Annotated in this window: 13 protein-coding genes; 4 read left to right on the forward strand and 9 right to left on the reverse strand. The window is 64.3% G+C overall.

Annotation, left to right across the window (positions count from 1 at the left end; genetic code table 11):
- Window positions 1-153: 153 nt before the first annotated feature.
- Both ACZXDY_RS41705 and ACZXDY_RS41710 read right to left on the reverse strand, forming a co-directional pair.
- Window positions 154-552, reverse strand: coding sequence for an ester cyclase (locus ACZXDY_RS41705; protein ID WP_464349490.1), 399 nt, complete (start codon window positions 550-552; stop codon window positions 154-156).
- 296 nt (window positions 553-848) lie between these two features.
- Window positions 849-1184: a hypothetical protein gene (locus tag ACZXDY_RS41710; RefSeq protein ID WP_464349481.1), complete on the reverse strand. Its 336-nt coding sequence runs from the start codon at window positions 1182-1184 to the stop codon at window positions 849-851.
- A 247-nt stretch (window positions 1185-1431) separates the two neighbouring features.
- Between ACZXDY_RS41710 and ACZXDY_RS41715 the strand changes: the two genes are divergently transcribed.
- The 4 genes from ACZXDY_RS41715 to ACZXDY_RS41730 are packed head-to-tail and all read left to right on the forward strand — an operon-like array spanning window position 1432 to window position 5391.
- Entirely contained in the window at window positions 1432-2085 is a 654-nt protein-coding gene (locus ACZXDY_RS41715) for a tetratricopeptide repeat protein (RefSeq protein ID WP_464349482.1), read from the forward strand.
- 34 nt (window positions 2086-2119) lie between these two features.
- Window positions 2120-2701, forward strand: coding sequence for a hypothetical protein (locus tag ACZXDY_RS41720; RefSeq protein ID WP_464349483.1), 582 nt, complete (start codon window positions 2120-2122; stop codon window positions 2699-2701).
- A gap of 57 nt (window positions 2702-2758) precedes the next feature.
- Window positions 2759-4138 carry a ribosome biogenesis GTPase Der gene (der, locus tag ACZXDY_RS41725; RefSeq protein ID WP_464349484.1) on the forward strand — a complete coding sequence of 460 codons (1380 nt, stop codon included), beginning with the start codon at window positions 2759-2761 and terminating at the stop codon, window positions 4136-4138.
- Complete coding sequence (locus ACZXDY_RS41730; protein WP_464349485.1) at window positions 4135-5391, forward strand: TCR/Tet family MFS transporter; 1257 nt, start codon at window positions 4135-4137, stop codon at window positions 5389-5391. Before der ends, ACZXDY_RS41730 begins: the two co-directional genes overlap by 4 nt.
- Window positions 5392-5466: 75 nt before the next feature.
- On the opposite strand, the gene ACZXDY_RS41735 is transcribed toward ACZXDY_RS41730, so the two are convergent.
- From ACZXDY_RS41735 to ACZXDY_RS41765, 7 genes are all read right to left on the reverse strand, one after another.
- Window positions 5467-6717, reverse strand: coding sequence for an ABC transporter substrate-binding protein (locus ACZXDY_RS41735; protein WP_464349486.1), 1251 nt, complete (start codon window positions 6715-6717; stop codon window positions 5467-5469).
- 123 nt (window positions 6718-6840) lie between these two features.
- Window positions 6841-7965, reverse strand: a complete 1125-nt coding sequence (locus tag ACZXDY_RS41740) for an NHL repeat-containing protein (RefSeq protein WP_464349487.1) — start codon at window positions 7963-7965, stop codon at window positions 6841-6843.
- 171 nt (window positions 7966-8136) lie between these two features.
- Window positions 8137-8877 carry an SDR family NAD(P)-dependent oxidoreductase gene (locus ACZXDY_RS41745; protein ID WP_028166051.1) on the reverse strand — a complete coding sequence of 247 codons (741 nt, stop codon included), beginning with the start codon at window positions 8875-8877 and terminating at the stop codon, window positions 8137-8139.
- A 145-nt stretch (window positions 8878-9022) separates the two neighbouring features.
- Window positions 9023-10534: an amidophosphoribosyltransferase gene (purF, locus tag ACZXDY_RS41750; protein ID WP_464349491.1), complete on the reverse strand. Its 1512-nt coding sequence runs from the start codon at window positions 10532-10534 to the stop codon at window positions 9023-9025.
- Between the two features lie 62 nt (window positions 10535-10596).
- Window positions 10597-11226, reverse strand: a complete 630-nt coding sequence (locus tag ACZXDY_RS41755) for a CvpA family protein (RefSeq protein WP_028166053.1) — start codon at window positions 11224-11226, stop codon at window positions 10597-10599.
- Between the two features lie 174 nt (window positions 11227-11400).
- The gene (gene radA, locus ACZXDY_RS41760) at window positions 11401-12858 is read right to left on the reverse strand and encodes a DNA repair protein RadA (RefSeq protein WP_464349488.1); all 1458 of its coding nucleotides are present in this window, start codon (window positions 12856-12858) and stop codon (window positions 11401-11403) included.
- 123 nt (window positions 12859-12981) lie between these two features.
- Window positions 12982-13707 carry a sulfite exporter TauE/SafE family protein gene (locus ACZXDY_RS41765; protein ID WP_464349489.1) on the reverse strand — a complete coding sequence of 242 codons (726 nt, stop codon included), beginning with the start codon at window positions 13705-13707 and terminating at the stop codon, window positions 12982-12984.
- Window positions 13708-14018: the final 311 nt, after the last annotated feature.

Raw genomic sequence — 14018 nt, forward strand, 5'->3', positions numbered from 1 at the left:
CAATCCGCCGCACCGCACCACATCTGTGCATGCCCTAGCGCGAAGGCGGGGACCCATAACCACAGGGAGGTGTTGTGGCGCGAGCGAGCAGTTTGCAGCGGCGCACATCACAAGCGGCAGCGACGGCTATAGCTCAAGCCCGCGACGACGGCGTCATTGCGAGCGTCGCAACTGGGCTTCGATGGCCGGCTTATCTATGACCGACCAAACCTCCACGATCTTACCTTCCCGAAATTCGTAAATAACGTTCTCGGCGAACGCGACTGGTTTTCCGTCGATCTTGAGCCCGAGAAATTCTCCTTTCGGCGTGCAGTCGAAGAGCAGGCGGCTCGACACGTAAGGCGGCTCCGCGATCAAGAGCTGGATATTGAACGAGAGGTCCGGGATCTGCTGAAAGTCATTTTCGAGCATCTCGCGATAGCCTGACAATCCAATCTGCCGGCCATTGTGGCGTACGTCATCGTGGACGAACCGTCGCAAATTCGTCCAGTCCTGCGCGTTCAAGCAGGTGATGTAGTCTCGATAGACTTTGGAGAGATATTGCGGCGTCACGACAGACCTCCCTTGTCGCAGGTATCCGAGATCAATGGGTTCCATCGCCACCACGGTCACATCGCTGCCCTGCGAATGCGCTGTGGCTGTCAGGACAACCTTTACCCGGCCTGGCAGCCAAGGCATATTTCCCCAACGATTTTTAAGGGATTTCGCAAGGCGATGAACCAGGGAATCCAGCAGGTCGTTGGCGCCTATGTCAGACTGAAGAATGTGACGGCGCTGTTGGAGATGAAGGCCCACCGAAAGGAACTGCTCTCTCGGCGCTTGACACGGATCAGTTCAGCCTCGCGCTATCACGTGATCTGTGCCGGCAGGATCTCGCCGCGATCGAAGACGGCGTCCAGGATATCTTGAAGGGTGGCACGCTGCGAGGTTACGTCGATCATATAAAGCCTCACACCATTGCTGGCTGGGCTCAGTGCGTCGACTATCCCGAAATCCCGCTTCGCGTGGAACTCTATTTTGACGGCAGACTGGTCGGTAGCGTTCTGGCCGACCGCTATCGACAGGATCTCGAAAACGCCAATCTTGGAAGCGGCAACCACAGTTTCCAATTCAAACCCGATCAACACGCTTTCCTTGCGGCAGAACTGATCGAGGTTGCGGCGCCGGATGGCACGCTCCTTCACGGGGGAACGTTGAAGCGGACAACTGCGGCGAGTGCAGACCCGCCGCTGCTCGCGCTCAATCCTTCACCGTAACCGATCTGCTCTAGGCTCTCTGAGAGCAGGCAGCCTTCCACAGTTAACGCTTTGATCCGCCTCGCTTTGCCTTGCCACCGCCATATCATTAAGGTAACGCCGCCGCGATGTGGGGATCGGGCGCGCCTGCCGCCTGAGCGTTTTGCTTCGCCCTCCGGGGATGGGATAGCCTTAAGTGTCTGAATTATTTAGTGAAGTCGACGAGGAACTACGTCGCGAGCAGCTCAAGAAGCTGTGGGACAAGTATTCGCTTCTGATCATTGCGGTCGCGATTCTGATCGTCGCCGGCGTCGGCGGCTGGCGCGGCTACGAATACCTCCAGGGCCAGAAGGCGGCCGAGGCGGGGGCTGCATTCGACCGGGCTGTGGAACTGTCCGAACAGAACAAGCGCGCCGAGGCGGAGGCCTCTTTCGCCGACCTGGCCGCGAAGGCGCCGGCCGGTTACCGGATGCTGGCGCGACTGCGGCTGGCTGCCGAAATTGCAGCCCGCGACCCGCAGGCGGCCGCGAAGATGTATGACGAGATCGCGGCCGACCGCAGCGTCGGTGTGGCGGATCAGGACCTGGCGCGGATCCGGGCCGCGCAATTGCTGCTGGAAACCGCGACCTACCAGAACATGCTGCAGCGGCTCGAGCCCGCCACCGCGGCGAACTCGACCTTCCGTCACACCGCGCGCGAGTTGCTGGCGTTATCGGCCTATCGTGCCAATGACGCGGCCGCGGCGCGGCAGTGGCTCGACCTGATCGCCAACGATGCCGAGACGCCGCCGAGCCTGCGCTCGCGCGCCGAGGCGTTGCAGGCGCTCTTGCCGCCTGTCGCCAAGAGCTGATTGAGAGGCTAACGAGTTGAGTGAGGGATTGCCCATGCGCCGCTCGCAACGTCTGATCGCAGCCGCTGTCGCCATTGCGCTTTGCAGCGTGCTGGCCGGCTGCGGGGGCGGCGGCCTCTCCAATTTCGACCCGTCGGACCTGCTCGATTTCCTCGACACCAAGAAGAAGCTGCCGGGTGAGCGCAAGCCGGTGTTTCCGGATGGCGTACCGGGCCTTGAGCAGGGCGTGCCGAAGGAGCTCTACAAGGGCTCGCAGCAACAGCAGATCGATGAGCAGAACGCGCAGGCTGCCGCCGCCGCTGCTCCGCCGCCACAGCCTCCGCCGGAGCAGGCGAAGTCGAAGCGGTCGGCCAAGGGCAGGGCGGCTGCCGCGAGCACGGGGCCCGCAGCCGAGCCGGCCGCCGCCGATCCTAACGCCGCACCGTCCGAGGAGGGCGCGGCCGCCGCGCTGCCGCCGGAGCCGAAGGCAAAGAAGATGGCGCGCAAGCGCACCACCGCGCCGCCGCCCGATCAGACGACGGCCCAACCGGCCGCTCAGCCGGAACCCGCACAGCCCACGCAGCAATCCTCCGCACCATTCCCGGCTCCAATGCCGAGCGGCAGTTTTACGCGCTAGTTCCTGCTAGACTCTGTTGACCGACACGCGTTTCCGCGAACAGCGCTTTGATGATCCATGTCCTTTACGATCGCCATCATCGGCCGGCCCAATGTCGGAAAGTCGACGCTGTTCAACCGTCTGGTCGGGCAGAAGCTCGCGCTGGTCGATGACGAGCCCGGCGTAACGCGCGACCGCCGCGAGGGGCAGGCGCGGCTTGGCGATCTCGAATTCACCATCATCGATACCGCCGGTCTCGACGAGGGCGCCAAGGGCTCGCTGACTGCGCGCATGCAGGAGCAGACCGAAACCGCGATCGGCCTTGCTGACGCGCTGATGTTCGTGATCGACGCGCGGGTGGGGCTGACGCCGACCGACCGCGCCTTCGCCGATTTCGCCCGCCGCGCCAACAAGCCCGTGGTGCTTGTCGCCAACAAGGCCGAGGGCAAACATGGCGAGCTCGGCGCGATGGAATCCTACGCGCTGGGTTTGGGCGATCCGGTGCAGATTTCCGCCGAGCACGGCGAGGGCATGGGCGAGCTATATGACGCGCTGAGCGTGCTGATGCCGGCGCCCGCTGAAGACGACGACGTCGAGGATGATGCGCCTGAAACCGAGGAGGACGTCGGCAAGCGTCCGATCCGGGTCGCCATCGTCGGCCGCCCAAACGCCGGCAAGTCGACGCTGATCAATCATCTCCTTGGCGAGGAGCGGCTCTTGACCAGTCCGGAAGCCGGCACAACGCGGGACTCCATTGCGGTCGAGATCAACTGGCAGGGCCGCGACTTCCGCCTGTTCGATACCGCGGGCTTGCGGCGGCGGTCGCGGATCGAGGAGAAGCTTGAGAAGCTCTCAGTCGCCGACGCCTTGCGCGCAGTGCGCTTTGCCGAAGTCGTCGTGCTGATGATGGACGCGCAGAACAAGTTCGAGGAGCAGGACCTGCGCATCGCAGATCTGGTCGAGCGCGAGGGCCGCGCGATCGTGCTCGCGGTCAACAAATGGGACCTGGTCGAGCGTAAGCCGAACCTGATCTCGAGCCTCCGCGCCGATGCTGATCATTGGCTGCCGCAGGTGAAGGGCGTGCCTGTTGTCGCAGTCTCCGGGCTGATGGGCGAGGGCGTCGATCGCCTGATGAAGGCGATCGAGGAGGCCTATGCCACCTGGAACAAGCGCGTTCCCACCGCCGCGCTCAATCGCTGGTTCGAGCAGGCGATCGCGGCCAACCCGCCGCCCGCCGTCTCCGGCCGCAGGTTGAAGCTGAACTACATCACCCAGAACAAGGCGCGGCCGCCGAGCTTCGTGCTGTTCTGCTCACGCGCCGACGCCGTGCCGCAATCCTATTTGCGCTATCTCACCAACTCGCTGCGCGAGACCTTCGACCTGCCGGGCACGCCGGTGCGCATCACGCTGCGCGAAAAGGCCAATCCCTTCGCCCACAAGCGCAAGCGGCCGTCATGAGCGAAGAGGCGGCCGTCATCGATGCTCCGCCGAGGCGGAGCGGCGCCGCGATCTTCATCTTCGGCACCGTCCTGCTCGACATGCTGGCGCTCGGTGTTGTCATTCCGATCCTGCCGAAACTGATCGAGGGCTTCGTCGACAACGATACCGCGAGCGCCGCGCGCATCTTCGGCCTGTTCGGCACCGCCTGGGCGTTGATGCAATTACTCTTCTCGCCGATCCTCGGCGGATTGTCCGACAGGTTCGGGCGGCGTCCGGTGGTGCTATTGTCGAACTTCGGTCTTGCCGCCGACTATGTGCTGATGGCGCTGGCGCCGTCACTGGTCTGGCTGTTCATCGGCCGGCTGATTTCGGGCATCACCTCGGCAAGCATCTCGACCGCCTTTGCCTACATCACCGACGTCACCGCGCCGGAGCAGCGCGCCACCATGTTCGGCAAGATCGGCGTCGCCTTCGGTGCCGGTTTCATCCTGGGGCCGGCGCTTGGCGGTCTGCTCGGCGGCTTCGATCCGCGATTGCCGTTCTGGGTTGCGGCGGGCTTGAGCTTTGCCAACGGACTCTATGGCCTCTTGATCCTGCCGGAGTCGCTGCCGCGAGAGCGGCGTTCGCCGTTCCGCTGGAAGAGCGCCAATCCGGTCGGCGCGTTGCATCTATTGGGCTCGGACCGCGTGCTCGCAGGGCTCTCGCTGGCGAATTTCTTCGCGCAGCTCGCCCATGTCGTGCTGCCCTCGACCTACGTGCTCTATGCGACCTATCGCTACGGCTGGGACACCGCCACTGTCGGCGCGACGCTCGCGCTGGTCGGCCTCTGCCAGATGATCGTGCAGGGCGCGGCGATCGGGCCGATCGTCAAGCGCTTCGGCGAGCGGCGGGCACTGTTGTTCGGCCTCGCCTGTGGCGCGATCGGCTTTCTGATTTTCGCGAGCGCGCCGACCGGAACGCTGTCCTGGTTCGGTATTCCCGTGATGGCGCTGTGGGGCGTTGCGGGCGCGGCGCTCCAGGCGTTGATGACGCAGCTCGTTGCACCGGATCAGCAGGGCCAGCTCCAGGGCGCCACCACCAGCGTGCAGAGCGTGTCCCAGCTCGTGGGTCCCTTCCTGTTCACGCTGACATTCGCGTATTTCATCGGCACAAGCGCGCCGTTCAAATTGCCGGGCGCGCCGTTCTTCCTCGCAGCAGCATTGTTGCTGCTGGCGCTATTGGTTGCGTCGCTGACGCTCGCGAGGAAAGCGCAAGAAAGTAGGGTGGGTTAGCGAAGCGTAACCCACCATTTCGCTTGCGAGAAAAGAGGGGGTTACGCCTTGCGGCTAACCCACCCTACGAAATTCTCACTTCTTTACCAGCGGGCACTCGCTGGCTTCGAGCGGCTTGGCTGCATCTTCCGGCGCGATGGTGGCGATTAGCTTGTAGTAGTCCCAGGGATATTTGGACTCTTCCGGCTTCTTCACCTCGAACAGATAGGCCGGGATGATGCGGCGGCCGTCGATGCGCAGCGGGCCCTTGCCGAACAGGGGATCGTCGGTCGGCAGTTCCTTCATCTTGACGACGGTCTTGGCGCCGTCATGCGGGTTGCCGCCCATCGCTTCCAGCGCCTTCAGATAATGCAGGGTGGCCGCGTAATTGCCGGCGACCGTCATCGACGGCATCATCCCCTTCGGCGACACCTTGGCAAAGCGCTTCGACCATTCGCGGGTCTTGTCGTTCAGATCCCAGTAGAAGGATTCCGTAAACGTCAGGCCCTGCGCGGTCTTCAGGCCGAGCGAATGCACGTCGGTAATGAAGAGCAGGAGTGCCGCAAGCTTCTGGCCGCCGGAGACGATGCCGAATTCCGACGCCTGCTTGATCGAGTTGGTGGTGTCACCGCCGGCATTCGCGAGCCCGACCACCTTCGCTTTCGAGGACTGCGCCTGCAGCAGGAAGGAGGAGAAGTCGGAGGTATTGAGCGGATGCTTCACGCTGCCCAGCACCTTGCCACCATTGGCGAGAACGACCGCGGTGGTGTCGCGCTCCAGCGCATGGCCGAAGGCGTAGTCGGCGGTCAGGAAGAACCAGCTGTCGCCGCCGGCCTTGGTCAGCGCCTTGCCGGTGCCGTTGGCGAGCATGTAGGTGTCGTAGGTGTAGGAGATCGTGTTCGGCGTGCAGGCCTTGCCGGTGAGATCGGCGGTGGCCGCGCCCGAGTTGAGCAGCACCGCGTTCTTCTCCTTGACGAGATTGCTGACCGCGAGCGCGACGCCCGAGTTCGGCGTGTCGACGATGACGTCGACCTTCTCATTGTCGATCCACTGCCGGGCGATGTTGACGCCGACGTCAGGCTTGTTCTGGTGATCGCCGCTCAGCACCTCGATCTTCCAGCCCTTGTTACGCAGGCCGGAATCCTCGACCGCCATGTTGACCGCCGCGACCGAATTGGCGCCGCCGATGTCGGCGTAAAGGCTCGACATGTCGTTCAACACGCCGATCTTGACGGTTTTGTCTTGAGTTTTGTCTTGAGTTTTGTCTTGGGCGAAAGCCGGGGTCGCAAGACCCAATCCGGCGCAAGCGAATAGCGCGGCGTAGCGCCGCGCGCGCGTCGTTTTCATGTGTTCCCTCCTGTTAATGCCGGCGCGGCCCTCTTTTTTGGGGCCTTTCACCAGCGGCGCGGTCGGGGGTGACCCGATCCTCGGGGTCCCGCTTATCCTGTCTCGCGCCTTCCGGCAATGCGCTTATCGTAGCGCATCGGAGGTGAGTCTGAACTTCTGGATGCGCTTGGCGTTGTCGACCTCGGCCGTATAGACGTTGCCCTTGGCGTCGACGGCCATGGCGTGAACCCAGTGGAATTGCCCGGCGTTGCGGCCGCTGCGGCCGAAACTGCCGACCACGGTGCCGTCGTCGCGCCTGATGATCCGGATCTCGTTGTTCTCGCCGTCGGCGCTCAGGAGATAGGTTTGGTTCGGATCGGGCCAGAGCGCGATGTCCCATACCGCGCCGTTGCCGAGTGTGTTCTTTTCAAAGAACCACTCTTTGACGAAAGTGCCGTCCTTCTTGAACACCTGGATACGGTTGTTGATGCGGTCGCAGACATAGACCAGCCCGTCACCCGCGAGCTTCACGCAATGCACGGGATTGCCGAATTGTTGGGCAACCGGCGCCTTGGGATCATAGGCGGCCTGCTTGTCGTCATCCGGCTTGTTGCCATAGGCGCCCCAGTGCCGCTTGTAGGCGCCGCTCGTTGCGTCGAACACGATCACGCGGCGGTTGCCGTAGCCATCGGCGACGTAGATCTCGTTGGCCTCCTTGTCGATCGCGGTCTCCGCGGGCTTGCCGAGCTGGGTGGTGTCGTTACTGCCCTTGCTCGGCGCGATCTTGCCGATCTGGGAGACGAACTTGCCGTCAAGCGTGAATTTCAGGATCGCGTTGTCGTTGTCGGCATTGCCGCCGACCCAGACGAAGCCGCGCTCGTCGACCTCGATGCCGTGCTCGCGGCCGACCCATTCATAGCCTTCGCCGGGCCCGCCCCAAGCGCGCAACAGATTGCCGTCGGCGTCGAACTCGAGCACCGGCGGTGTGGGGACGCAGCATTTCGAACGCGGCGGATTGAGCGTTGCGCCTTTCTCGTCATCGGTCAGCGAGCGCGGGCGATGGATCACCCAGATATGGCCCTGCCAATCCACGGTGATGCCGCCGACCTGTCCGAGGATCCAGTTGTTCGGCAATGGTCTTGGCCAGCCCGCATCGACCGCGAAGGTCGGAATGTCGCCGGCATGCGACGGCGCTGACAGGCAGAAGCAGGCGATGCAGCTTAAGATGAATCCGAAAAGGGTGCGCGCGCGATTGAGCCTCGCCGTCATGGTTGCCTCCCGAGATTTTTCTTGGCGGTTTGCCCGCTCAGGTAGCAGTCAATCGCGCCGAGCGAGTTGAGTCAATCGCCCGTCATTGCGAGCGGAGCGAAGCAATCCATAGCGCCACAAGTGGAGGTGCGGATTGCTTCGTCGCTGCGCTCCTCGCAATGATCGAGAAAATCACGCCGGCGGATGGAAGCTCATCAGCTTGCGCGAGGGATAATCGTAGAACTTGCCGGTCTCCGTCCACTCCGGCGAACACATTGGCACGATGAACTCCGCTGCCTGCTCGGGCGTATCGAGATCCATCGGGTCTTCGCCCGGAAACACGGCGGCGCGCATGCGGGTGCGGATCGGGCCGGGGCTGAACAGGTTGACGCGCAACTTTGTGCTCGCGGTCTCGTTGGCCCAGACGCGCACCAGCGTTTCCAGCGCGGCCTTCGACGCCGCATAGGGGCCGAGATAGGCGAGCGCCTTGTTGGCCGCGCCCGAGGTGATGAACACCGCGCGTCCCGCATCGGACACTTTCAGGAGCGGCTCCATGCAGCGGATGAGCTGGAAGTTCGCGGTGACGTTGACCGCCATCACGTCGTTCCACGATTTCAGATCGATGTGGCCGAGCGGCGAGGAGGGGCCGGCGACGCCGGCATTGCCGACGAGGATGTCGAGCTTGCCGTGGCGCTCATGCAGCGCTGCGCCCAAGCGGGCGATGCCGTCGGAATCGGTGAGGCTGAGCGGCACCAGCGTGGCGCTGCCACCATCTTTGCGGATCTCGTCGTCGAGTTCCTCGAGCCCGCCTTGGGTCCGCGCCACCGCTACGATGTGCGCGCCGGCCTTGGCCAGCGCTAGCGCGGTGGCATAGCCGATGCCGCGCGAGGCGCCGGTGACGAGGGCGGTGCGGGAGGCGAGGGGAAGGGGCATTACGTGAATCTCTTCGACGTCGTCCCGGCGAAGGCCGGGACCCATACGCCGCGGCAGTCATGATACGCGACGGCGGTTGTGTCCAATGGCTTCCGACAAACCGGGGCCGGTGGTTATGGGTCCCGGCCGTCGCCGGGACGACCAATCAGCTCGCCTCCGCCAGCAGCGACAATTGCCGCGGCTGCGGCTCGGTTTCGCTGTGGTCGGTGAGGTGCGTCGGGTAGGCGCCGGTGAAGCAGTGGTCGGCGAATTTCGGGTTGGCCGGATCGCGGCCGTCGGGATAGCCCATGGCGCGATACATGCCGTCGATCGACAGGAAGGCAAGCGAGTCCGCGCCGATGATGTCGCGCATTTCCTCCAGCGTATGCGTCGCCGCCAAGAGGCCGCCGCGGTCGGGCAGGTCGATGCCGTAATAGTCGGGATAGAGGATCGGCGGCGAAGCGAGGCGGAAGTGCACTTCGAGGGCGCCGGCGTCGCGCATCATGCGCACGATCTTCTTCGAGGTGGTGCCGCGCACCAGCGAGTCGTCGATCAGGAGGATGCGCTTGCCCTCGATGGCGGCGCGGTTGGCCGAATGCTTCATGCGCACGCCGAGCTCGCGCACGCTCTGGGTCGGCTGGATGAAGGTGCGGCCGACATAGTGGTTGCGGATGATGCCAAGCTCGAACGGCACGCCGGAATACTGGCTGTAGCCGACCGCGGCTGGTACGCCGGAATCCGGCACCGGCACGACGACGTCGATATCCGGATGGTTCTCGCGCGCAAGCTGCGCGCCGAATGCCTTGCGGACCTCGTAGACCGAACGGCCGCCGACGATGGAGTCGGGCCGCGAGAAATAGATGTATTCGAAGATGCAGGGCCGCGGCGGCTTCGGCGGGAACGGCTTGTGCGTGTGCGCGCCTTCCTCATCGAACACGATGATCTCGCCGGGCTCGATGTCGCGGACATATTTCGCGCCGATCATGTCGAGCGCGCAGGTCTCCGAGGTCAGGATCGGCCGGCCGTCGAGGTCGCCGAGCACCAGCGGCCGGATGCCGAGCGGATCGCGCGCGCCGACCAGCTTCTTGTTGGTCAGCGCGACCAGCGAATAGGCGCCCTCGATCGCGCGCAGCGCCTCGATGAAGCGATCGACAAAGCTGCTGCGCTTGGACTGCGCCACCAGATGCAGGATCACCTCGGTGTCGGTGGTCGATTGCATCATGGCGCCGTTCTTGACGAGCTCGCGGCGCAGCGACAGCCCGTTGGTGAGATTGCCGTTATGGCCGACCGCAAAGCCGCCGGCGTTGAGCTCGGCGAACAGCGGCTGCACGTTGCGCAGGATGGTGGCGCCGGTGGTGGAATAGCGGACATGGCCGACGGCGGTCGAGCCGGGCAGGCGTTCGATCACTTCGCGGCGGGAGAAGGTGTCGCCGACCAGGCCGAGCCGTCGCTCAGAGTGGAAGCGGCTGCCGTCGAAGGTGACGATGCCGCAAGCTTCCTGGCCGCGATGCTGGAGGGCGTGCAATCCGAGCGCCGTGATGGTGGCGGCTTCGGGGTGACCGAAAATGCCGAACACGCCACACTCCTCGCGTAGCGTGTCGCCTTCCAGATCATCCTGCAATTCGATGGACCCGGAGTACGGGTCAAGCTGCTCGGCGTGATCGGAAGGGGATTGCATCGCGTTCATCGCCTTTCTTTGTAGCCTGTGCGGGATTTAGCCCAACAAGCCTAAGCCAAGGTTTAACGGCCCGCAGGTTTTTCGATCAGCTTTTTAAGGCTGTCGCGGGCAGGTTTACTATAGCCATCGCCCGACGCCGGCGCGGTGGGTTCGGCGTCAGTCTGATCGTCTTCCGGTTTGTTTTTCTTGAACCGCTTTAAGATGGTGTTCTCGGGGTCATCAGGCAAGAGCGACATCAGCCAATCCCCGGTTCCTTGCAGCACCACGCGGGATTTTGCGCCCGTCACCCAGTCCGGGCGCTGCTTGTCAGGAACCAGCCAGCTGAAGAACAGGAAGGCGACGACCACGATCAGGAGCCCGCGCGCCAGCCCGAACAGGAAGCCGAGCGTGCGGTCGAGCGCGCCGATACGTGAATCCAGGATCATGTCGGAAATCCGCACCGTGATGATGGACACCACGATCAGGGTACCGATGAAAGTGCCGGCGACCACGACGACGGCGGCGACCGTGTCGTTGTTGAAGTAAGTTTTGGCGGTCGGCAAAAGCTTCGAGAAAGCATAGAGCGTGACCAGCGCCGCCGCGCCCCAGGCCGCGATCGACAGGATCTCGCGCATGAAGCCGCGCACCATCGCAAGCAGGCCCGAGATCAGCATCACCGCGAGCAGGACGAGATCGAGGATCGTTATCGGCATCGGGTGGTCAGGTCCGCTCGTTCTTCTTACGGGTCGTGCAGGGCTCGGCCGCCGCGAATCGGCGTTTCGGTTCCGTGCTAGCTGAGGGGCTTATAGCGTCTCCGGCAAGGCCGGAAAGCGCCTGTCCCACGCGGCGGGATGTATAGCGGCGAGGGCCGTCAAGGTCACCCCGCTTTAGCCCTTCTCACGACGGAATCGGGCCGGTGTGGCATTTTTCTCAACGGGTTCAGCGTCCCGCTGAGCCTGGTGGTTGCCCCTCGGCGTGCCGCGGGCGGCGATCTCGGCGACCAGCGTGGTCAATCCGCCGACCGAGTTCAGGGTAAGGCCGGCATCGCCGCCGTCGCCGCGGGCCGATTCGGGCAGCACGGCCCGGCCAAACCCGAGTTTTGCCGCTTCCTTCAGCCTGGCCGAAGTCTGCGCCACCGGCCGGACCGCGCCGGACAGCGAAATCTCGCCGAAATAGACCGCATCCGTCGGCAGGGGAGCGTTGACGAGGGAGGATACCAGCGCTGCGGCGGCGGCAAGATCGGCGGCCGGTTCCTGAATGCGCAGGCCGCCTGCGACGTTCAGGTAGACGTCATGGCCGGAGAGTTTCACGCCGCAATGGGCCTCCAGCACTGCCAGTACCATCGACAGCCGGCTCGGGTCCCAGCCGACCACTGCGCGCCGCGGCGTGCCGAGCGTGGTCGGCGCCACCAACGCCTGCAGTTCCACCAGCACCGGGCGGGTGCCCTCGATCCCGGCAAACACGGCGGTGCCGGGGCTGCCGAGATCGCGCTCGGAAAGGAACAATTCGGAGGGGTTCGAGACCTCACGCAGGCCGAGCCCGGTCATCTCGAACACCCCGATCTCGTCGGTCGGGCCGAAGCGGTTCTTGACCGCGCGGAGGATGCGGAACTGCTGCGAGCCTTCGCCCTCGAACGACAGCACCGCGTCGACCATGTGCTCGACCACGCGGGGGCCCGCGATCTGGCCATCCTTGGTGACGTGCCCGACCAGGATGATGGCGGCGCCGGTCTTCTTGGCGAAACGAATCAGCGCCTGCGCCGAGGCGCGGACCTGGGTCACCGTGCCGGGGGCGGATTCGACGGTGTCGGTCCACATGGTCTGGATCGAATCGATCACGATCAGGCGCGGCACGGTGCCTTCTGACAGCGTCGAGACGATATCCTCCACGGACGTCTCGGAGGCGAGCTGCACCGGCGCATTCGCAAGCCCGAGCCGCTCGGCGCGCAGCCGCACCTGCGCCACCGCCTCTTCGCCCGAGATGTAGACCGCGCGGTGCCCGGCGCGCGCCATCATGCTGGTCGCCTGTGTCAGCAGCGTCGACTTGCCGATGCCAGGATCACCGCCGACCAGCAGCACCGACCCGCGCACGAAGCCGCCGCCGGTGACGCGGTCGAGCTCGGTCATCCCGGAGGAGAGGCGAGGGGCGTCGTTGCTCTTGCCGGACAGCGACTCCAGCGCAAACGTCCGCCCCTTGCGCTTGGAGCGGATCGACACCGGCACATTGCCGGTCGAGTCCTCCTCCGCCAGCGTATTCCACTCACCGCAGGCGTCGCACTTCCCCTGCCAGCGATTATACGCCGCGCCGCAATTCTGGCAGACAAAGGAGAGGGTGGATTTGGCCATTTGAATGCTTGAGTCGCTGCTTCGCGTACCGTGCATAGCACGGTTACGCCTGACGGCACGAACCCTCAATCATTGGCCGCTTTGGCGCGATATTGCTTGCGGTGGCTTTGGCAGGCGGCAATTCTAGTGAGTTGCCGCCGACCACAACAGCGACGCGCCGGCCACAAGCATGATGCCGTCCATCACCAAGCGGAAGACGTCAGGTTCAAGCCGCAGCACGAAGCGCTTTGCAATGAAGGCGCCGGCCATCAGCGATGAGCCGGCGATCAAGCCTTTGAGGGCGACGTCAGGCGTCAGCGCACCGAAATGTCTGAACGTCACCGACTTGCTCACATAGAGACCGAGCGAGCTTGCGGCCTCTGTGGCAAGGAAGGCGCCCTTGGTGAGGCCGTAGAACAGGAACAGCGGCACGCTCAAAGGTCCGGTGGAGACCACGATGCCCGTGAGATAGCCGATGATGGCGCCACCCACGGCGAGATGCCACAACCGCGCCTGCAGTTGATGCCGCGCCAGCCAGTGCCGTAGTGGTACCATCGCGATCAGGAACAGGCCGATCGCGATATCGACGGCGCGAGAGGGCAGCGCCAAGAGCGTACGCGCGCCGAGCGCCGCGGCCGGAATGCCGGTGATGGAGTAGGCGGCACAAGCGCGCCAGTCGACCTCGCGCCACCAGGCCAGGATGCGCGAAAGATTCGCCATCACCGCGGCGACCGCCATGATCGGCACCGCCTGCTTCGGCCCGAACTGATAGATCAGCACCGGCATCAGCATGATCGACGATCCGGTGCCGACGATGCCCGAAAGGGTTCCGGCAATCAGGCCGACAATGAGGACGAAGAGGTAGCCCACGAGATGGTGTCCGCGACTTGTTAGGGGGAGACAGAGTAGCGCCTTTCGGGAGGTTGCGTCCTAAAGACTCCGACGTCATTCCGGGGCGCGCCCCTTCGCGCGAACCCGGAATCCATCGGGCTGCGGGCGCAGGTGGAGCAATGGATTCCGGGCTCGCCGCTTCGCGACGCCCCGGAATGACGGCGGAGAAAAATTCGCCAGCAATTCCAATGTGATTTGCCCTGTCCACTCCTCGCGCGAAAAATAAACCGCTTAACCCGTCGGGCAAATCAGTGATTTAACTCCGCGCGTCTCACGGCGGATGAGGGGCG

This window comes from Bradyrhizobium sp. LeoB3 (assembly GCF_055456055.1).

What these genes read in the sequence shown, in the direction of transcription:
- ACZXDY_RS41745 (WP_028166051.1), bottom strand. Translation starts at nt 8,877, where the DNA reads ATGCCCCTTCCCCTCGCCTCCCGCACCGCCCTCGTCACCGGCGCCTCG.
- der (WP_464349484.1), top strand. Translation starts at nt 2,759, where the DNA reads ATGTCCTTTACGATCGCCATCATCGGCCGGCCCAATGTCGGAAAGTCG.
- radA (WP_464349488.1), bottom strand. Translation starts at nt 12,858, where the DNA reads ATGGCCAAATCCACCCTCTCCTTTGTCTGCCAGAATTGCGGCGCGGCG.
- ACZXDY_RS41755 (WP_028166053.1), bottom strand. Translation starts at nt 11,226, where the DNA reads ATGCCGATAACGATCCTCGATCTCGTCCTGCTCGCGGTGATGCTGATC.
- ACZXDY_RS41740 (WP_464349487.1), bottom strand. Translation starts at nt 7,965, where the DNA reads ATGACGGCGAGGCTCAATCGCGCGCGCACCCTTTTCGGATTCATCTTA.
- ACZXDY_RS41735 (WP_464349486.1), bottom strand. Translation starts at nt 6,717, where the DNA reads ATGAAAACGACGCGCGCGCGGCGCTACGCCGCGCTATTCGCTTGCGCC.
- ACZXDY_RS41730 (WP_464349485.1), top strand. Translation starts at nt 4,135, where the DNA reads ATGAGCGAAGAGGCGGCCGTCATCGATGCTCCGCCGAGGCGGAGCGGC.
- purF (WP_464349491.1), bottom strand. Translation starts at nt 10,534, where the DNA reads ATGCAATCCCCTTCCGATCACGCCGAGCAGCTTGACCCGTACTCCGGG.
- ACZXDY_RS41720 (WP_464349483.1), top strand. Translation starts at nt 2,120, where the DNA reads ATGCGCCGCTCGCAACGTCTGATCGCAGCCGCTGTCGCCATTGCGCTT.